The sequence below is a fragment of the Arthrobacter crusticola genome (genome assembly GCF_004357995.1).
In the GTDB taxonomy this organism is placed as follows: domain Bacteria; phylum Actinomycetota; class Actinomycetes; order Actinomycetales; family Micrococcaceae; genus Arthrobacter_D; species Arthrobacter_D crusticola.
The window spans coordinates 86034-105516 of the sequence record NZ_SMTK01000003.1; the positions used below are offsets into that span (position 1 = coordinate 86034).

General features: G+C 69.6%; 19 protein-coding genes. 10 read left to right on the forward strand and 9 right to left on the reverse strand.

Features of this window, described 5'->3' with window-relative positions:
* The first annotated feature begins 131 nt into the window (after positions 1–131).
* The 3 genes from E2F48_RS08150 to E2F48_RS08160 all read left to right on the forward strand — a co-directional run bounded on the left by E2F48_RS08150 (position 132) and on the right by E2F48_RS08160 (position 2626).
* Positions 132–1481, forward strand: coding sequence for an MATE family efflux transporter (locus E2F48_RS08150; protein ID WP_133403522.1), 1350 nt, complete (start codon positions 132–134; stop codon positions 1479–1481).
* 81 nt (positions 1482–1562) lie between these two features.
* On the forward strand, positions 1563–2183 hold the full coding sequence (locus E2F48_RS08155; protein ID WP_133403523.1) for a hypothetical protein: 621 nt from the start codon (positions 1563–1565) through the stop codon (positions 2181–2183).
* A 62-nt stretch (positions 2184–2245) separates the two neighbouring features.
* Positions 2246–2626, forward strand: a complete 381-nt coding sequence (locus E2F48_RS08160) for a hypothetical protein (RefSeq protein WP_133403524.1) — start codon at positions 2246–2248, stop codon at positions 2624–2626.
* A gap of 27 nt (positions 2627–2653) precedes the next feature.
* Here the strand turns inward: E2F48_RS08160 and E2F48_RS08165 are convergent, their stop codons facing one another.
* A complete protein-coding gene (locus E2F48_RS08165) occupies positions 2654–3196 on the reverse strand; it encodes a CGNR zinc finger domain-containing protein (protein ID WP_133403525.1) in 543 nt (180 codons plus the stop codon).
* Between the two features lie 110 nt (positions 3197–3306).
* Between E2F48_RS08165 and E2F48_RS08170 the strand changes: the two genes are divergently transcribed.
* On the forward strand, positions 3307–4278 hold the full coding sequence (locus E2F48_RS08170; protein WP_133403526.1) for an EamA family transporter: 972 nt from the start codon (positions 3307–3309) through the stop codon (positions 4276–4278).
* Here the strand turns inward: E2F48_RS08170 and E2F48_RS08175 are convergent.
* The 8 genes from E2F48_RS08175 to E2F48_RS08210 all read right to left on the reverse strand — a co-directional run bounded on the left by E2F48_RS08175 (position 4238) and on the right by E2F48_RS08210 (position 13075).
* Positions 4238–5476 (reverse strand): hypothetical protein, encoded by a 1239-nt coding sequence (locus E2F48_RS08175; RefSeq protein WP_133403527.1) that lies wholly within the window; start codon positions 5474–5476, stop codon positions 4238–4240. The genes E2F48_RS08170 and E2F48_RS08175 overlap by 41 nt on opposite strands.
* Positions 5473–6291, reverse strand: coding sequence for an SGNH/GDSL hydrolase family protein (locus tag E2F48_RS08180; protein WP_133403528.1), 819 nt, complete (start codon positions 6289–6291; stop codon positions 5473–5475). Before E2F48_RS08180 ends, E2F48_RS08175 begins: the two co-directional genes overlap by 4 nt.
* 14 nt (positions 6292–6305) lie before the next feature.
* Positions 6306–7664 carry a UDP-glucose dehydrogenase family protein gene (locus tag E2F48_RS08185; protein WP_133403529.1) on the reverse strand — a complete coding sequence of 453 codons (1359 nt, stop codon included), beginning with the start codon at positions 7662–7664 and terminating at the stop codon, positions 6306–6308.
* A gap of 14 nt (positions 7665–7678) precedes the next feature.
* A complete protein-coding gene (locus E2F48_RS08190) occupies positions 7679–8809 on the reverse strand; it encodes a glycosyltransferase family 4 protein (RefSeq protein WP_133403530.1) in 1131 nt (376 codons plus the stop codon).
* A 127-nt stretch (positions 8810–8936) separates the two neighbouring features.
* Positions 8937–11174 (reverse strand): heavy metal translocating P-type ATPase, encoded by a 2238-nt coding sequence (locus E2F48_RS08195; protein ID WP_133403531.1) that lies wholly within the window; start codon positions 11172–11174, stop codon positions 8937–8939.
* Entirely contained in the window at positions 11171–11395 is a 225-nt protein-coding gene (locus E2F48_RS08200) for a heavy-metal-associated domain-containing protein (RefSeq protein WP_133403532.1), read from the reverse strand. Before E2F48_RS08200 ends, E2F48_RS08195 begins: the two co-directional genes overlap by 4 nt.
* Before the next feature lie 31 nt (positions 11396–11426).
* On the reverse strand, positions 11427–11762 hold the full coding sequence (locus E2F48_RS08205; protein WP_133403533.1) for a metal-sensitive transcriptional regulator: 336 nt from the start codon (positions 11760–11762) through the stop codon (positions 11427–11429).
* Positions 11763–11866: 104 nt separating this feature from the next.
* Positions 11867–13075: an ROK family transcriptional regulator gene (locus E2F48_RS08210; protein ID WP_133403534.1), complete on the reverse strand. Its 1209-nt coding sequence runs from the start codon at positions 13073–13075 to the stop codon at positions 11867–11869.
* Between the two features lie 160 nt (positions 13076–13235).
* On the opposite strand from E2F48_RS08210, the gene E2F48_RS08215 reads away from it, so the two are divergent.
* From E2F48_RS08215 to E2F48_RS08240, 6 genes are read left to right on the forward strand one after another with little or no spacing between them, the layout of a single operon-like run.
* Complete coding sequence (locus E2F48_RS08215; RefSeq protein WP_425455770.1) at positions 13236–14366, forward strand: Gfo/Idh/MocA family protein; 1131 nt, start codon at positions 13236–13238, stop codon at positions 14364–14366.
* A gap of 58 nt (positions 14367–14424) precedes the next feature.
* Complete coding sequence (locus E2F48_RS08220) at positions 14425–15714, forward strand: ABC transporter substrate-binding protein (RefSeq protein WP_165968720.1); 1290 nt, start codon at positions 14425–14427, stop codon at positions 15712–15714.
* Position 15715: 1 nt separating this feature from the next.
* Entirely contained in the window at positions 15716–16639 is a 924-nt protein-coding gene (locus E2F48_RS08225; RefSeq protein WP_133403537.1) for a carbohydrate ABC transporter permease, read from the forward strand.
* Entirely contained in the window at positions 16636–17550 is a 915-nt protein-coding gene (locus E2F48_RS08230) for a carbohydrate ABC transporter permease (RefSeq protein ID WP_133403538.1), read from the forward strand. The genes E2F48_RS08225 and E2F48_RS08230 overlap by 4 nt, the downstream gene beginning before the upstream one ends.
* Before the next feature lie 58 nt (positions 17551–17608).
* Complete coding sequence (locus tag E2F48_RS08235; RefSeq protein ID WP_133403539.1) at positions 17609–18655, forward strand: zinc-binding dehydrogenase; 1047 nt, start codon at positions 17609–17611, stop codon at positions 18653–18655.
* Positions 18652–19464, forward strand: coding sequence for a sugar phosphate isomerase/epimerase family protein (locus E2F48_RS08240; RefSeq protein WP_246018708.1), 813 nt, complete (start codon positions 18652–18654; stop codon positions 19462–19464). The genes E2F48_RS08235 and E2F48_RS08240 overlap by 4 nt, the downstream gene beginning before the upstream one ends.
* Positions 19465–19483: the final 19 nt, after the last annotated feature.

Genomic DNA, 19483 nt, shown 5'->3' on the forward strand with positions numbered 1-19483 from the left:
GGTACGCCCTTGCGGCGCACCCTCGCCCAGAACGCGGCAGATCGAGTGTATCGGTCCAACACCTGTCGGGGGAGAACTGTCCGGGCGGTAGCGGGACGGTAAGGAACCAGCCGGGCTTATAGGCTGAGCCGGTGAGTGAAACCCTCCCCGGAAACCGGCAGCTCAGCCGCAGCATCCTCCGGTTGGCCGTGCCCGCGCTGGGCGCGCTCATCGCCGAACCCCTGTTCCTGCTGGCCGACTCGGCCATCGTCGGGCATCTGGGCGTCGCCGAGCTCGCCGGCGTCGGCCTCGCCTCCACCGTCCTGCAGACCGGGGTGGGCCTGATGATCTTTCTCGCCTACTCGACCACCCCGGCCGTGGCCCGCCTCCTTGGCGCCGGCCGGCGCCAGGAAGCCCTGGCCGCCGGGCGCGACGGCATCGGCCTGGCGGTGCTCCTGGGTGTTGCGCTCTCCGCCGCCGGCTGGATCTTTGCCCCGGCGCTGACCGCGGGCCTGGGGGCACGGGGTGAGGTGCACGCCTTCGCCGTCGACTACCTCCGCTGGTCCATGCCCGGACTCACCGCGATCCTCGTGGTCCTTGCCGCCACCGGGGTGCTGCGCGGCCTGCAGGACACCCGGACACCGCTGATCGTCGCCGCGGTGGGCTTCGGGGTGAACATCGTGCTGAATCTGCTGCTCGTGTACGGAGCGGGACTGTCGGTCGCCGGCTCCGCCCTGGGTACCAGCCTCACCCAGTGCGGCATGGCCACGGCGTTCCTGGTGGTCATCTTCCGCTCCGCACGCGCCGGCGCGGTGCCGCTGCGGCCGTCCTGGCGCGGGGTGCGGTCCACCGCCACCGTCGGCTCGTGGCTGATGCTGCGCACGCTCAGCCTGCGCCTCGCCATCCTGGCCACGGTCTTCGTCGCCACCGCCCAGGGTCCGGTGTCCCTCGCGGCCCACCAGCTGGTCATGACGGTGTTCACGTTCCTCGCCTTCGCCCTCGACGCCCTGGCCATTGCGGCCCAGGCGTTGATCGGGAAGGAGCTCGGCGCGGCAAACAAGACCCTCGCCGGTGCCCTCACGCGGCGCATGATCGTGTGGGGCGTCGGCTTCGGCGTGGTCACCGGCGCCCTGCTTGCCCTGGCCGCGCCCTTTGCCGGCTGGATCTTCACCCCCGACGAATCGGTCCAGGCGGCGTTCGCTGCGGGACTCTGGGTGCTTGCGGCCGCCCAACCGGTGTGCGGGTTCGTGTTCGTGCTCGACGGCGTTCTGATCGGAGCCGGTGATGCGCGTTACCTCGCCCTCGCCGGAGTCCTCAATCTGATCGTCTATCTTCCGCTGCTCGCCTGGCTGCACAGCACCGCGCTCACCGGTGGGGCGGGCCTGGTCTGGCTGTGGTCCGCCTTCGCCTTCGGCTACATGGCGGCACGGGCCGCCACCCTAAGCTGGCGGGTGCGCGATGACCGGTGGATGGTCACCGGCCCCGGTGGCCGCGCGGCGTGACCGGGCCCGTGCGGCCCCCTACACTTGACGGTGCCGGAGGCGTCTTTTTCCCTCCCGGTTCCCCCTGAAAGGTAGAGCGGAATGACCGCGACTTCCCGCGCCGACGGCGCCTCCGCGCCGCCGAGCCGGGACGGGTCCTCCATCTGGAAACCCTTCCTGCTCCGGGCCGCCGGGGCTGCCGTCTTCGGCCTGCTCACGATCTTCTGGCAGGATCCGTCCGTCCACGTCCTGTCCATCGCCGGTGGGGCATACTTGCTGGTCCTGGGCGCGGGCCTCGCGTGGACCGCGCGTTCCACCCGGGCCTCCGGGACCCGAGGTACCGCCGCCGCGCTGGCCGGTGGCCTGCTGGCCGCCGCAGGGCTCGCCGACCTGGTGGTCCATGACGAACACCTCTTCGCCGCCACCGCCGGGGTTGCCCTCGCCGCCGCCGGAGCCGTCGAACTCGCCACCGGGGCGCGCTTGCGCCGCACCCGGCCGGCGGGCAACGACCTGATCCTTGTCGGCGCGGTCTCCGTCCTCACCGCGGTGGCCCTGCCCTTCGTCGTGCCGCTTGGTGCCCATGCGCTCCTCGGCGTGGCCGGCGGGGGAGCGCTGCTGACCGCCGTCGTGCTGGGCATCGCCGCCCTGAGTTACCGGCAGGATGCCGGCCGGCCGGGGTCGGGGGAGGCCGGTGCGCACCCCGCCGGGAACGCCGTAAACTAGGAGGGGTGCTTCTACTGGTCGTAGAAGCCCCGACCATCTATGCTCCACCGGAAGGATTGACAGTGGCTAAGAGCCAACCGGGGCAGCCCGGCCAGGGCAGCGAACGCCTCGGCGTGAAGGGCCCCCTCGTCTTTTCGGCGGTCCTTGCGGTCGTGGCGGGCGCCGCCACGACGGTTTTCGCGACCGGCGGGGGAAGCAGGGTTCTGCGCGTCGATCTCGGCATCACGGCGGCGGGCATCGCCTTCATCGTGTCCCTGGTCATCTGCGCGATGCTCATGATCTCCGCCAAGCCCAACCCGGAACACCTGGGCAAGGGTTCCGGGGTGAACCGGTCCTCGGCCGCGGCCGGCGGACCTGGAATGTCCGGGGCCGCGGGCACTCAGACGGCGCCGGAGTCCGGCACAGACGAGCCGCGCTACGGGCAGCGCAGCCCGGAAGTTTGACCCCGCCGCACCTGGGCGGCGTCCAGCCTAGCCCGCCGCGCGGCGGGCCCGGTAGGCCTTCACATGCGTCCGGTTCGCGCAGTTTCCGGTGTCGCAGAAGCGCTTCGACCGGTTGCGGCTGAGATCAAGGACCACGGCCGCGCAGTCCTCCGCCGCGCACGTGCGCAGCCGCTCAAGTTCGTGCCCGCGGATCACGTCGGCGAGGGCCATCGCGGCCTCGGTGGCCATCCGGTCCGCGAGGGGCGCCTCCGGCCCCGTGGCGTGAAGATGCCAGTCCCAGTGGTCGTGGCGCACCAGCTGCGGCAGCGCGTGCGCCGCGCGGAGGATGCGGTTGACGCCCTCGACCGCCTCGTCCTCGGGGGCATGCCAGATAGCCTCTAGCTCGGTGCGGAGCCTGCGCACGTCGTCCAGCTCCGCCTGCGTGTGGGTGCGGGAGCCGGAGAACTGCTGGGCGGCAAGGAATGCGTCGAGGTCGGCCAGCGTGGAAAGCCCATCCGGGACCTCTGCTGCCGTGTTGATGAGCGCCGCAGCGGACACCAACGCAACTTCCGTGTCATAGGCAAAAGACATCTTGACTCCTGACAAATCGGCCCGCTAGTGTCACGACCATAACCATATTTTGGTCATTACACCACCGTTTGCGGGGGCATCCCGCGGATCGTCACCTGAGGGGCAAGCGTATGGCACAGCGTCCACCGTCCGGTATCTGGGTGGCGCTGCTGTCCGCGGCAACCTTCGGGGTTTCCGGACCGTTCGCCAAGTCCCTGCTCGAGATCGGCTGGAGCCCCGGTGCCGCCGTCGGTGTGCGCATCGGCGGTGCGGCCCTGGTGCTCCTGGTGCCGGCGTTCGTGTCCCTGCGGGGGCGTTGGTCAACGCTGCGCGGCAACGCCCTGACCCTGGCTATCTACGGCGTCACGGCGATCGCCCTGTGCCAGCTCTTCTACTTCAACGCGGTCGCCCGGATGTCGGTCGGGGTCTCGCTGCTGCTCGAATACCTGGCTCCGGTGCTGCTGGTGGGCTGGCTGTGGATCCGTTCGGGGCGGGCACCGCACCGGCTGACAGCCATGGGCTCCGTTGTCGCCGTCCTCGGCCTGCTGCTGGTGCTCGACCTGGGCGCGGAGGAACGGCTCGACCCCGTCGGGGTGCTTTTCGGACTTGCCGCGGCGGTCTGCCTGGTGGTCTTCTTCCTCATGTCGGCCCGGGTGCAGGACTCCCTCCCGCCGCTGGTCATGGCCGGCGGCGGTATGGTGGCCGGCGCGCTCACCATCCTGGTCCTGGGCCTGACCGGCCTGATGCCGTTCCGCTTCGTGTTCACCGACGTGGTGCTGGCGGGCTGGGAGACATCCTGGTTGGTGCCGGTGGCCGGGCTGGTCCTCATCTCCACGGTGGCCGCGTACGTCGTGGGCATCGTCGCCGCCCAGCGGCTTGGCTCCAAAGTGGCGTCCTTCGCCGCACTCACCGAGGTGGTCTTCGCCGTCCTTGCGGCCTGGCTGATCCTGGGCGAGCTCCCGGGGCTGATACAGCTCGCCGGCGGCGCCCTGATCGTTGCCGGCGTGGTATGCGTCCGGGTGGATGAACAGCGTGCCGCAGGGAGGGCGGAGCGTGCTCCGCTCAACCAGCCGAATGTTGTGGAGCCGCTGCCGCGCGCCTGAGACCCCCGTCGACGGGCACCGCGGACCGGACCGTCGGCCGGGCCGGCATGGGGTCCGAGGGCCCGACCGGAGCCGGCGCCGGTCGGGCCGTCCGGTCCAGCGGGTCGAACGGTGCCGGTGGGTTCCCCGTCCACCGGTGTAGGCGCAGGAGGCTTCCGTTGCCCGCCGGGCCGGTGCGCTGCTCGGAGACGTAGTAGTACCCGTCACCGAGCGCCTCGAATCCGACGTCGGCGCGGAAATCCCAGCCGCTGATGCCCGAGGCGGGATGGTGGAGCCCGGACGGGTGCAGTTGCAGCATCCGGCCGTGGTCCGGCGTGGCACCCGTCCCGAGCGGAGCACGCACCGGCGGCACCGTTCCATCGACCAGGAACAGGCGGTAGTTGGGAAAGCCGTCCTTGGCCCCTTGGTACACGCCGAGGAACCAGTGCCCGGTGTGCGGGTCGTACTTCAGGTTCTGCACTCCGAAGCGGGTGTTCCCGGTGCGGACGAAGAATTTGTCCTGGGGCCGGTCCGGACCGCTCCGGTGGGGCCGGTCCTGCTGCAGGGTCCGCTTGTAGGGCAACAACGCCGCCGGGTCGTACTGCAGGAGCACCTGGTGGTCGTTGTCGTTCCGGCTGGTGTCCGAGTAAATGCCGTAGGCCACCATAAGGTGCCAGTGGCCGCCGGGATCGCCCGGGGTGGGGCCGAAGGAGATGCCGTCGATCCCGCTGCAGCCGTACCGGTGCGGCAGGTGCCGTCCGTCGTCGGTCCGGCCGGCCGCCGTGAAATCGTCGGCGACTTCCTTCAGGTACACGGTGGTGACCACCCCGTCGGATTCCGCATCCATTCCCCGGCGGGTCACCCGGTCCACCTCGAAGACGGCCACATAGAAGGACTCCGCCGCCTTGTACTCAAGGGAGGCGTAGACCCGGTGGTCGTGCGGGTTGAACGCCACGTCGCCCAGGTGGCCCGTGAACCCCGTGACCGAACCGATGACGGTGCCGGAAAGGTCGGTTTTCACCAGCAGGGTGGTGAAGGAGAAGTAGACAAAGCCCTGGGCCGTGTCGACGGCGATGCCCTGGACGTGCCCGGCGCGCCACATTCCGCTGTCGATGCGCGGAGGGAGGTCCCGCCGGGGCGGTGTGGTCGACGGCGGCGCCGCTGCGGGGGCCGGCGGGCGGGGCGGTGCGGTCAGGACGGCCGACCCGCGCGGCGTCACCGCGCCGCCTTGACCAGCCTGCGGAGCCCGCCCTTCGGCGGCACCCGCACCGGCTCCGACCAGCGGGGCTGGAGGTGATCGCCAAGGGTGACCCGGCGGAGCTTCCGCTGCGCCAGGGGAAGGACCCAGTCGTGCACCCACCGGCGTTGGGCGTACTCCCATTCCCGGAGCGTCTGCCGGGGTGCCGGGTCCCACTCCTTGGGTGTGAGCGAGTGCCGCACCCCCAGCAGGTCGAGCACCTGTGCGGCCATGTATTTGTGTCCTGCCTTCGACATGTGGAGGCGGTCGGCCGCCCACATCCTCCGGTCCCGGTAGGCGTCCATGGCCCAGAAGTCGACGAGGACCGCACCATGCCGTTCGGCGATGGCGCGGACCCCGTCGTTGTAGGCGTGGTTGCGTTTCCTTAGCAGGCGCAGGGCAGGGGAGACCTCGACGTCGTAGCCGGTGAAGAGCAGGAGCCGGGCCCCCGTCGCGGACAGGGGGGCGACGAGCCGCTCGTAGGAAGAGAGGAGTTCGACGACATTGGTCCCTGCGTCCATAATGTCGTTTCCTCCGGCGTACAGCGTGATCAGGGTGGGTTCCATGGCCAGGGCGGGGCCGAGCTGTTCGGCGGCGATATGGCGCAGGCGTTTGCTGCGGATGGCGAGGTTCGCGTATTCCCATCCCGGCGCAGACTTCGCGAGCCGCTCAGCCACCCGGTCCGCCCAGCCGCGGACGCCGTTGGGGAGGATCCTGCTCGGATCCCCCACCCCTTCGGTGAAGGAATCGCCGAGAGCGACATAGCGCCCCGGGAGCCCCGGAGGCCGGAGGTGCATGTGCGGCCCCGGCCTCAGGACCCCACGCCCGAGTGGGCCGCGTCGATGGTGGAGAGTCCGGCCCGCCGGCCGCGCCCGATGCCCCGGTGGAACCAACCCGCCGCCCGCCACGCGGCGGCGTCGAGCGCATTGCGTCCGTCCAGGACAGCGCACCGGTCCACCAGGGATGAGACCCCGCGTGGGTCGAGCGCGAGGTACTCGGCCCATTCGGTGAGCAGGACCGTCAGCTCGGCACCGCGCAGCGCCGCCGCCGTCTCCGGCTCGAAGCGAAGCTCCGGGTAGCGGAACCACGGCTGGCCTGCCGCCCGGGGATCCGTGACCGTCACCACCGCACCGGAGCCGGCGAGCCGAAGGGCGATGTCGAGGGCAGGGGAGTCGCGGATGTCATCGGTGTCGGGCTTGAAGGCGGCGCCCAGGACCGTGATGCGGCGCCCGGCCAGCTGCCCTCCGCACATCTGGCGGGCCGACTCGTGGATCCGGTGCCGGGTTTCGGTGTTCAGGGTGTCGACCAGGGCCAGCAGCCGTCCCAGGGAGCCGGCACCGGCGTCCTCGGCCTGGGCCTGCAGGGCGCGGATGTCCTTCGGAAGGCACCCGCCGCCGAAGCCGGCGCCGGCCTGCAGGTACCTGGGACCGATCCGGGCATCGAGGCCGAGGGCCTGGGCCAGGTGGACGACGTCGCCGCCCGCGTTCTCGCACAGCTCGGCGATGCCGTTGAGGTAGGAGATCTTCAGGGCCAGGAACGCGTTGGCCGCCGATTTGGTGAGTTCGGCCGTCGCGAGCCCGGTGATGAGGCGGGGCACGCCGTCGTGGAGCAGGGGAGCGTAGACCTCGTCGAGGACGCGGGCCACCTGGGCTCCCGCCGTGCCGTCGGGCACGCCGTAGACCAGCCGGTCCGGCTGCAGGGAGTCGGAGACCGCAGTGCCCTGGCGGAGGAACTCGGGGTTCCATCCCAGGTCCGCCCCGGTGCCGGCGAGGAGGCGGGTGAGGATGGCACTGGTCCCTGCGGGGACCGTCGACTTGCCCACCACGGTCGACCCCGGGCGCAGGTGGGCGGCGAGGTCCTCGACCGCCGAGGTGAGGTAGCCCAGGTCGGCGCGCCGGGTTGTCTTCTCTTGGGGGGTGCCGACGCAGAGAAAGTGGACGTCGGCGCCGGCCGCCGCGGCGGGGTCCGGAGTGAAGTGCAGCGTGCCGTCCCGGAGTCCTCCCTGCAGCAGCGGCTCAAGCCCGGGTTCGTGGAAGGGCGCCGACCCGGCCGCCAACTGCGCGGCCCGGGCCGGGTCGGTGTCGATGCCGGTGACGGTATGACCCAGCGAGGACAGTGCGGCGGCGTGGACGGCACCCAGGTAGCCGCATCCGATGACGGAAATCTTCATGGTGTTCCCCAAGCTCAGAAGTGAAGGAGGGCGTGGTCATTGATGGCTTCTTCGTAGTGCTGGATCAGCAGTTCGCACAGGACCGGCCAGGTGCGCCCCTGGACGCCTGCGAATGCAGCGGCGGAAAAGGCCGCCCGTTTCGCGTCGTCTCCGGCCAGGTCCTCCACATGGCGCCGGAGCTCGGCGAGGTTGCCCGGTTCGTAGAGCCAGCCCGTGCGGGAGTTGTCGACCAGATCCACCGGACCGCCCCGGGCGGTGGCGACGACAGGGACGCCCGAGGCCATCGCTTCCTGGATGGTCTGGCAGAACGTCTCAAGCTCACCCGGGTGGACGAAGAGGTCGAGGCTGGCCATCGCCTCGGCCAGCGCATCCCCGCCAAGGAACCCCAGGAACGCGGCCTCGGGAAGCATTTCCTCAAGAGCCGGCCGCTGGGGCCCGTCGCCGATGATGACGAGGCGGGTGTTGTCGATACCGGCCAGGGCCCGCAGGTCCTCCACCTGTTTCTCGGCGGCGAGCCGTCCCACATAGCCGATGAGCCGGGCTCCGTCCCGGGCGATGCCGGCCCGCAGGACGGTGCTGCGTCGAGAGGGGTGGAACCGGTGTGTGTCGACGCCGCGCCGCCACAGGCGGACCCTCGGAATGCCCCGGTCCTGCAGCTGGGCAACGGCGGGGCTCGATGGTGCGAGGGTTCGTGCTGCACCGCCGTGGATGTTCTCGACCCGCTGCCAGGCCCAGTTCTCAAGGAACGGCACGCCGTACCTGGCCGCGTAGCCGGGAATGTCGGTCTGGTAGACGGCAATGACCGGCAGTCCCAGCTGCTCGGCGGCGCGGGCGGCCCGCCAGCCCAGTTCGAAGGGGGAGGCCAGGTGCACCACGTCCGGAGCGAATTCGGCGAGGACCCGACGGATTCGAGCGACGCCGCCCACCGCGATCCGGACGCTGGCGTACCGGGCCAGGGGAACCGATGGAAGCAGCACAACCCGGGCGGCGGCCTCCGGCACCGGCCCCGGAAGGCCGCCGGCGGAGGGCGCGATGACCAGGACCTCGTCTCCGCGCAGGGCGAAATGCTCGAGCATCTTCTGTACGGAGTGGGTGACCCCATTGACGGCGGGCAGGAATGTTTCGGCGACGACCACGATCCTCACCGGATCACCGTCGCACTCCTACGGTGATGGGCCGGGTCCGGAAGGTGGCCGGTGGGGGAAGCTCCAGTGAATACCAGGAGCCGCCCGCGCACCCCGGCGGCCGGCCGGGGCGTCTGTGGTCAGCGGTTCAACGGCCGAAGCGGCGCAGGCGCAGCGAGTTGGCCACCACCAGCACCGAACTCGCCGCCATGGCGGCGCCGGCCAGAATGGGGTTCAGCAGGCCCAGCGCGGCAATCGGTATTCCGATCACGTTATAGAAGAAGGCCCAGAAAAGGTTCGTCTTAATAGTGGCCAGGGTGCGGCGGGACAGCCGGACGGCCTGGGCCACCTGTTCGAGGCTGCTTCCCATGACGGTGATGTCCGCGGCCTCGATGGCCACGTCGGTGCCCGAGCCCATCGCGATCCCGAGGTCGGCCTGGGCGAGCGCCGGCGCGTCGTTCACGCCGTCCCCGGCCATGGCGACTGTCGCACCCTCCTGCTGGAGTGCACGGATCACCGCCACCTTGCCTTCCGGCAGCACGCCGGCACGCACGTCGGCCGGGGGGATGCCGACCTCAGCGGCCACGCGGGCCGCGGCGGCCGCATTGTCCCCGGTGAGCAGGATCGGCCGCAGGCCCAGCTCCTTCAGCTGCCGGACGGCCCGAGCCGACCCGTCCTTCACCGTGTCGGTGAGGGAGACCACTCCGGCCACGGCGCCGTCCACGGCGACCCAGACGGCCGTGGCGCCCGCGCTCTCGGCCACCCCGAACACCCCGGACTCGGCGGCTCCGGGGAGAATGCCGTGCTCGTGAAGCCAGCCGGTCCGGCCCACGACCACGTCCAGCCCCTCGACGGTGCCGCGGACGCCGCCGCCGGGGGCACTGGTGAACGCGGTGACCGCGGGCAGGGCGCTGGTGCGGGCGGCGATGGCCGCGCCGATCGGGTGTTCACTGGCGGCTTCGACCGCTCCAGCGAGGCGCAGCAGCTCGTCGGATCCGTAGCGGCCGAGGACCTCGACCCCGCTGACGGACAGGCGGCCACTGGTGATGGTGCCCGTCTTGTCCAGCACGATGGTGTCGATGGTGCGGGTGTCCTCAAGCACCTGGGGGCCGCGGATCAGGATGCCAAGCTGCGCGCCCCGCCCGGAACCGGTCAGCAATGCCGTCGGCGTGGCGAGGCCGAGCGCGCAGGGGCAGGCGATGACCAGTACGGCGACCGCTGCGGTGAAGGCGCCCTGGAGGTCCCCGGTGAGGAGCATCCAGGCGGTGAAGGTGACGACGGCGATACCGAGGACGACCGGCACGAAGACGGCGCTGATGCGGTCGGCAAGGCGCGCGATCCGGGCCTTGCCGCTTTGGGCCTGGCTGACCAGCCGGCCCATTCGCGCCAACGTCGTCTCGCTGCCGACCCGGGTGGCCTGAACGACGAGCCGGCCCGAGGTGTTCATGGTGGCACCGGTGACGCGGTCCCCGGGCCCGACCTCCACCGGGAGGAACTCACCGGTCAACAGGGAGGTGTCGACGGCGCTGTGCCCGTGGGCCACCACGCCGTCGGTGGGGATCTTCTCGCCGGGGCGCACCACGATCTCGTCCCCCGGGATGAGCTGGGAGGCCGGGATGCCGAGTTCAATGCGTTCGCCGTCGACGGTGCGCAGTACGCGGGCGTCCTTCGCTCCGAGGTTCAGCAGCGACGTCAGGGCGTGCCCGGCCCGCTGCTTGGCGTTGGCCTCGAGGTAGCGGCCGAGCAGGAGGAAGGTCACGATAACCGCGGCGACCTCGAAGTAAAGGGCGTGTGCCCCCATGTCCATGCCGGGGTGGGCGGTCAGATCCGGCTCCGAGAGGAGTTGCCACGCCGAGAAACCAAAGGCTGCGGCCACCCCGATGGACACCAGGGTGTCCATGGTGGAGGCGCCGTGGCGGGCGTTGACGAGGGCGGCGCGGTGGAAGGTCCAGGCGGCCCAGGTGGCCACCGGCGCCGACAGGGCGAAGGCGATCCAGCCCCATCCCGGGAACTGCAGTGCAGGAACCATCGAGATCAGCAGGACGGGCACTGTCAGGACGGCGGCGGTGAGCAGGCGGGGGCGCAGGCGGGCGGCCGTGGGAGCTCCGTCCTCGCCGTCCTGGACTCCCGGCTCCCCGGGGTCCTTGAGGTGGGCGGAGTAGCCCGTGGCCTTGACGGTGTCGAGCAGCACCTGGTCCGGCACGCCGGCCGGAACGCGCACCACGGCAGACTCAAGTGGGAGATTGACGCTGGCCTCGACGCCCTCGAGTTTGCCCAGTTTGCGCTCGACACGGCTGACGCAGGAGGCGCAGGTCATTCCCTGGATGGCCAGTTCGACCACCCGGGTTTCCGGGGCCGGCGCCGGCCTGTCAGCTCGGGTTGTCATGCGTCGTTGGAGACCAGGAGGTAGCCGGCCTCGGCGACGGCTTCGCCGATGGAGGCCGGGGTCAGCGGACCCGCGGAAGTGACGGTGGCCGTGGAGATTCCGTCCTTGTTCAGGTCGATCTCAACGCCCTGAACCCCGTCGAGGGACTGCAGTTCGCTGGTGACGGCATCGACGCAGTGGCCGCAGGTCATTCCGGAGATGCTGACGGTGGTGGTTGTCATGGTGTGCTCCTTGGCTGGTGATGGGTGGGACTCAGCGCAGCAGGCGGCCGATGGCGGCAGCCGCCTCCTGCACCTTGTCCTGGACGAGATCGGGGTTCCCCGTGGCCTGGGACTCCTGGGCCGCGTCCACGACGCAATGGGCGATGTGGTCCTCGAGCAGGCCCAGGCTGACCGCATGCAGGGCCTTGTTGATCGCCGCCACCTGGGTGAGGATGTCGATGCAGTACTTTTCCTCGTCGACCATGCGGGCGATGCCGCGGACCTGTCCCTCGATGCGCTTCAGGCGTTTAAGGTACGCGTCCTTCTCGCCGCTGTAGCCGTGCGTTGCCGGCGCGGCGGCGGATGCTGTGGTGATTTCCTGGGTCATGGTGCCTCCTCCGGTCAATCATACCCCGAGGGGGTATCGGAGGGAAAGCGTGCGCCGGGGCCGGCCCGCAGGGCGCGGGCTGCGGGTCCTTTGTTCGATGCCGTTCAGGAGCCGACGCGCGCGGTCAGCAGCTGCTGCAGTCCTTCCGGGGACAGTGCCTGCTGGAGCGCCAGGACCTCGGCGCCCCGGACACCCACCGTCTCAGCGCGGGAACTTGATTCAACGCGCAGCGACCGGGTGGCCAGGGGCAGCGCGCGGTGGTAGATGGCCGAGCGGATCCCGGCCAGGAGTTCCTCATTCAGTTCCGCGAACGGCCCGCCGACCACGATGGCGTTGGGGTTGTAGAAACTCACGAGCGTCGCGAGCACCCTTCCGATGCTCTCGGAGGCCTCGCGCACGGCCCGCCGTGCGAAGGGGTTGCCTTCGGCCGCCAGCCGGGTCACGTCCCGGCTGGTCCGCGCCTCCGCCACTCCCTGGGCCCGCAGCCGGCGCGCCAGGGCGTCTCCTCCCGCGACGGCCTCGAGGCAGCCCATGTTCCCGCAGGAGCACAGCAGGTCCTCCCCGCCGGGCACCCGGATGTGGCCGATATCCCCGGCCGCGCCCTGGGCGCCCCGGTGCAGGGCGCCTCCGCTGACGATGCCGCAGCCGATGCCGGTGCTGATCTTGACGTAGAGGATGTGCTCGGAGTCCTCCTTGCGCGCCCAGTACTCACCCAGCGCCGCGAGGTTGGCGTCATTGTCCACTAGCGTCGGGACGCCGTATCGGTCCGCGAAAAACTCCGGGATGGCGAACCCGTCCCAGCCCGGCATGATCGGCGGGCGCACCACGGTGCCGGTTCTGTGCTCGACCGGGCCCGGGACGCCGATCCCGATGGCGCGGACCTCCGAGGGACGCTTTCCCGCGGAGGACAGCAGGCCCTGGAATGCCTCGTCAAGGCCCCCCAGGACCGCTGCGGGGCCGTCGGCGATCCGCAGGTCGTAGGAAGCGGAGGCGAGGGGAACGCCCGCGAGGTCACTCGCCGAGACCCGGCAGTGCGAGGATCCCAGGTCCGCCCCCAGAATCACGCCGGCGGCCCCGTTGAGCCGCAGTTCCCCCGGGGGCCTGCCGCCCTTGGAGGCGCCTGCCTCCTCGACCACGAGGCCCGCGGCGATCAGCTCCTCGATCCGGGTCGCCACCGTCCCGCGGGACAGGCCCGTGAGCCGGGTCAGATAGGCCCGGGTGCACCGGGGCTGCCGGGCGATGGCGTGCAGGAGGGCACTGAGGTCGGCGTGCGCCAACGGGAGGGCCGCGGGGCGTCCGGTAGGGGAGGTCATGGAAGTATCCTGCCATTGTTTAGCCAATTTTTGAATAACTTTAACCATTTGTCTACATATCAAACAGAACATATGCTCAGAGTGGTACTGGTGATACCAGTGATACTTCAGGAAACCATTCGACTTTGGGAGCCATGTGACACAGCTAGGTATTGGCATTGTGGGAACGGGCATGATGGGCCGAATCCACGCAGACGCCGCGCGCCGGGTCGGTGCACGCGTTGTTGCCGTCGCGGGATCCTCACGCACCTCGGCCGAGCGGGCCGTGCGGGAATGGGCCGGGGGCAGCGCAGCCCTCGAGGTCGAGGACCTCATCACCCACCCGGACATCGATGTTGTGCACCTCTGCGTGCCCAACCACCTGCATGAGCCGCTCGCCGCGCGGGCCCTCGAGGCCGGCAAGCACGTTGTCTGCGAAAAGCCCCTCGCCCTGGACCTTGCCGGGGCCCGTGCCCTCGCCGGCAGCGCCCGCACGTCGGGGCTGACCGCAGCCGTTCCGTTCATCTACCGCTACCACCCGCTCGTCGCCGAGGCCCGGGCGCGGGTTCAGGCCGGTTCGGCGGGCAGCATCCACCTCATCCACGGCTCCTACCTCCAAGACTGGCTCTCCAACCCGGAGGACACCAACTGGCGCGTGGATGCCGGAAAGGGCGGCGCGTCGCGGGCCTTCGCCGACATCGGCTCCCACTGGTGCGACCTCGTGGAGTGGGTCAGCGGCCACCGCATCCAGGAGGTTTCCGCACTCACCAAGACGGCCTACGCGGAACGGCCCGGTGCGGCCGGAACCGCGCCCGGAGCGGTCTCCACTGAAGACATCGCAAGCGTCGCCTTCCGCACCGATCGGGGCGCCGTCGGTTCGGTCATAATCAGCCAGGTGTCGCCGGGGCGCAAAAACAGGCTGTGGTTCGAGATCAGCACGGCGAATGTGAGCGTTGGCTTCGACCAGGAACAGCCCGAGACCCTGTGGGTGGGTGGACGCGAAGGGAACCAGGTTCTCACCCGCGACCCGAACACCCTCTCCCCGGAGGCGGCCGAACTGTCGACGCTTCCCGCCGGGCACCCCCAGGGCTACCACGACGCCTTCCGGGCCTTTGTCGCCGATGTCTACGCCAGCGTCTCCCACGGCGCCGCCGTGGGCCGGATGCCGACCTTCGAGGACGGACTCCGGGCAGCGGCGATCACCGAGGCGGTTCTTGCCTCCGCCGAGCGCGGCGCCTGGGTGCGGGTCGGGGACTTCTCCCCGGCGCTGCTCACCGCGTCGGCGGCGGGGGCCTCCCTGCCGGAAAGCTAACCGTCCGCAGCTCCCTCAGCGTTCCTCCATGCACAACACCACGACAAGGAAGTCAACGATGAAGAAACCAGCTTCGACCCGGGCGGCGGCCGCCGCCGCCGCAATCCTGGCCCTGGCAGTGACGGGATGCACCGGAGCCGCGCCGGATGCTGCGGAAAAGGGGTCCGACGGCCTCCGCTACCTCATCAGCCAGCCGGAACGACCCTCGGAACTCGATGCGATCCGGTCCGACCTGGAGGAGTTCGAGAAGGAATCCGGAATCGAGGTGACCCTCGACGTCCTGCCGCTGGAGAACCTCCGCACCGTCCTGCAGACGCAGCTTCGCTCCGGTGAAGGCCCGGACGTCTTCAACTACGACACGGGCCCCGGCTTCGCCGGCACCCTCGCCGAGGCGGGACTCCTGTACGACCTCACCGACGCGTACCAGGATAACGACTGGAAGATCTACGACTTCGCCCGGGAGCGGGTCACCTTCGACGGGAAGATCTCCGGCGTGCCGACCCAGCTGGAGGAGGTAGGCATCTTCTACAACAAGGACCTGTTCAAAAAGCACGGCGTGCAGGAGCCGAAGAACCTCTCCGACCTCCAAAAGGCCGCGGAAACCTTCACCGCGGCCGGCGTGACCCCCTTCGCCGTCAATGACAAGGAAGGCTGGCAGGGCGGCCACCTGTTCAGCATGGCCCTGTCCAGCCGCGTCGGTCCGGACGGGATGGAGAAGCTGCTCGACGGCAGCATGCCGTGGACCTCGCCGGAGGTGGTTGCCGCCCTGGAGACCTGGAGCGGCTTCGCCAAGGACGGACACCTGCCCGACTCTCCCAACGCCCTGACCTACGACAACGGCAACGCCCTGTTCTACAAGGGCGACGCCGCCATGAACCCCACCGGCAGCTGGCTCATCTCCTCACTGCAGGAGACGGTGGACTTCGAGGTCGGGTTCCTTCCCTTCCCCGCCGAGGACGGCCCCGGCATCTTCACCGGCGGCCTCGGCGGCGGAAGCTTCGTCTCGGCCGATACGGAAAACCCCGAAGGCGCCGTCGAACTTTTGGACTACCTCCAGTCCGAAGAGCACGGGCGCTGGCAGGTCGAAACCATCGGCACCATCCCGGCCTTCCCGGTGGATACCGAAGGGCTCGAGGTTTCCCCGCTGTTCGCCCAGGTCATCGAGGATACGGCGAAGATCGCCGAAGGCTCGGGCGAGTTCGGCTACAACATCGACGTCCTGACCACCGACACCTTCAACAAGACCATGTGGGACGGCTTCCAGGGCATCCTCACAGGCCAGAAGACCGCCGAGGCCGTCGCCCAGGACCTCCAGACCGCAAGCAAGCAAGCTGCCGAGGACAAGTGACATGAGCACACCCATTTCCATGACGACTCCCAAGGTCACCCGGCGGGCCCAGACCCGCCTGGGCATCGCGCTCATCAGCCCGCTGATGCTCCTGGTGATTGTGTTTTTCCTCTTCCCGCTCGGGAACGCCATCTACTATTCCTTCGTCGACTTCGACGGAATCGACCCGACGCCTGCCTTCGTGGGCCTGCAGAACTACACCCGGCTGCTCACCGACCCCGAGGTGTGGCACGCCCTGGGCAACAACGCCATCTGGATCGTCATCGGCACGGCGGGTCCGCTGCTGATCGGCCTCGCGCAGGCGCTGCTGCTCTGGAAGGTCCGCCACGCCGGGGTGTTCTACCGGCTCGCGTTCTTCCTGCCGTACGTCCTTCCCCAGGTCGCCATCGGCATCGTCTGGGGCTGGATCTACGATCCGGTCAGCGGGTGGGTCAACAAGGCGCTGCAGGTCGTCGGGCTGGACTCCCTGGCCACCGGCTGGCTGGGCAACCCGAACACGGCACTCTACGCGGTCCTGGCCACCGCCATCTGGGCCACGACCGGCTTCGTGCTCATCATCTTCCTCTCCGCGCTGCGCAATGTTGACGGGGCGCTCATGGACGCCTCCCGGCTCGACGGCGTCAACGCCGTCCAGCAGCTGGTGTACATCATCCTGCCCCAGATCATGCCCGTGTTCCTCATGGTCACCACCGTGACCCTCGTAGGCGGGTTCAGCGTCTTCGACATCATCTTCATCATGACCGGCGGAGGCCCCGCCAATGCGACGAACGTCATTGGCACCTACGCCTACACCAATGCCTTCCAGCTCAGCCAGATCAGCTACGGCACGACCCTCGCGCTGCTGATCACCGCGCTCTCGGTGCCCTTCGCCGTGGCGCTCAACCGGCTGCAGCGGCGGCTCTCTCTCCAAGGAACAGGCGCATGACCACCACAACGGCACTGAAGCACATCGAGACGGACCCCGCGCCCCGGCGGACGGCCCGGGTATCCCGGAAAGACAACGGAATGTCCCCTCGGCGCCGGACCGCGCTGACCGGAAAACACCTCCTGCTGATCGTGCTCTCGGCGGTCTCGCTCTTCCCGGTGATCCTGGTGATCTCCACGGCGCTGAAATCCGAAGCCGAGGTACGCACCGACCCGTTCAGCCTGTTCACCTCGTTCTCCCTGGAGAACCTCCAGAACGCGTGGGTCGTGGGAGACTTCGGCAGCTACCTGCTCAACAGCATCCTGCTGAGCGTGCCCAGCACCCTGCTCGTGGTCGTCCTCTCCACGATGGCCGGCTACACCTTCGCCCGGCTTCCCTTCCGCGGGCGCACCGTGGCGTTCTACCTGGTGGTCCTCGGGCTCCTCGTTCCGTTCTTCGCCTACATGATTCCGCTGTACTTCCAGCTCCGCGGGCTCGGGCTCCTCGATACCCTTCCCGGGGCCATCCTGGTGCTCACCTCCACCGGGGTGTCCTTCGGAACCTTCTTCATGAGGGCGTTCTTCTCGGACCTCCCCCTTGAACTCGAGCAGGCGGCCCGGATGGACGGGGCGTCGGAGTGGCAGATCTTCGTGAAGGTCATGCTCCCGCTGGTCTCCTCCGGTGCGGGCGCCCTCGGTGTCTTCACCTTCATCCAGAACTGGAACAACTTCCTCGTGCCGCTGCTGTACCTGCCGGGCGGGGAGTTCCGACCCCTCACCACCGGGCTCTACCAGTTCACCGGCGGACGCTCCCTCGACATCGGCCCGCTGGCGGCCGGAACCCTGATCACGATCATCCCCGTCGTCGTCCTGTTCCTGGTCATGCAGCGCCAGGTCGCCGAAGGCTTCATCTCCGGCGCCGTCAAGGGCTGAGCCGGTACCAACCTCCCTCTCCAAAACCAGCACCACCAACACGAAGGACATGCGCTCCATGGCATCCGTTGTCAGTTTCACCTCTCCGCGCGTTGCGGAAATCACCGACGAGTCCGAAGCCGCACTCGCCGGCAACGAGGTCCGCATCCGCACCCTCTACTCGGGCATCTCCGCCGGCACCGAGCTCACCGCCTACCGCGGCAGCAACCCCTACCTGCAGAAGAAGTGGAGCCCCGAGCGGCGCCTGTTCGTCGACGGCGAATCGACCCTTTCCTACCCGGTCCACGGCTGGGGCTACGAGGAGGTCGGCGAGGTCGTCGAGCTGGGCTCCGACGTGACCACCGTCGCCCTCGGCGACCGCATCTGGGGCACCTGGGGCCACCGGTCCTCCACCGTGAAGACCGAGGAGTACGCCGCCGCGCGAATCCTCGACCCCTCCGCGGATCCCAGGATCGGCATCTTCTCGCAGATCGGGGCCATCGCCCTGAACGTCGTGCTCGACGCCGACATCCACGTGGGCGAGACGGTCGCCGTCTTCGGGCTGGGAGTGCCCGGCCAGATCGTCGCGCAGCTGGCCCGGCTCAACGGCGCCCGCGTGATCGCCGTCGACGGCATCGCCGGCCGGCGCAAGCTCGCCGAGGAACTCGGTGCGGACATCGTCCTCGACCCGGCCGACGGGAACGTCGCCGAACGCATCCGCGAGCTCACCGGAGGCCGCGGCGCCGACGCCGCCCTCGAGGTGACCGGCAACCACCGGGCACTCCACGAGGCGATCCGCTCGGTGGCCTACAGCTCACGCGTCTGCGCCGCGGGCTTCCTGCAGGGCGACGGTATGGGCCTGCGCCTCGGCGAGGAGTTCCACCACAACCGCATCCAGGTCATCTCCTCGCAGATCTCCGGGGTGTCCCCGGCCCTGCAGCACCGGTGGGACACCTACCGGCTCAACACCACCGCCATCGACCTGGCCGTCACCGGGAAGCTGAACCTCGTGGACCTGATCTCCCACACCGTCCCCCTGGCCGACGCCGCGGCCGCCTTCAGCATGCTCGATGAAAACCCGCAGGACGCCCTCCAGGTCGTCCTCAGCTTTGAGGAGAACAAGTGACTTTTCGGCTCGCAATCCAGGAACACTTCCTTGAGGGCAGGAACCTCATGGAGAAGTTCGACTTCGCGCAGGAGCGCGGCTTCGACGGCATCGAGCTGCTGGGCAAGGGCGACGGGATCTTCGCCGGACGCTCCGCGGAACTCCGTGAGGCCCGCGCCGCCGGGGTCGTAATGCCCAGCGTCTGCGTGAACATGGACCACTTCATCGGTGACTTCGATCCCGGCCGGGCCAAGGATGCCCGAGAGCAGATGAAGCACCTGCTCTCGGGCATCGCCGAGGCCGGAGGGTTCGGCGCCGTCACGCCCAACGCCTACGCCCTGTTCAGCCGCCGGCTTCCCCCGTTCGAGCCGCCCCGCAGCGACGAGGAATCGCGTGCGGTCCTCGTCGAGGCCCTGGCGGAGCTTGGGGAGCACGCCGCCGCCGAAGGCGCCCTGGTCCTGCTCGAACCCCTGAACCGGTACGAGGACTTTATGGTCAACACCCTCGCCGACGCCGTCTCCATCGTCGAGGAGGTGTCGTCTCCGGGTGTCGCCGTCATCGCCGACACCTTCCATATGTCCATCGAGGAGGCGGACATCCCCGCCTCCATCCGGGCCGCCGGGAAGCATATCCGCCACGTCCAGCTCGGCGACAGCAACCGGCTTGAGCCGGGTGCCGGCCACTATGACTGGCCCGCGACGCTCGCCGCGCTGGAGGAGATCGGCTACGACGGATGGCTCGCCATGGAGTGCCGCCTCAGCGGCCCGGTCCGGGACGTCCTCCCAAAGGTCTCGGCCCTGCTGAAGAGCCCTGCCCTGCTGAAGAACTAGGCGAAAGCCGCGACGAACG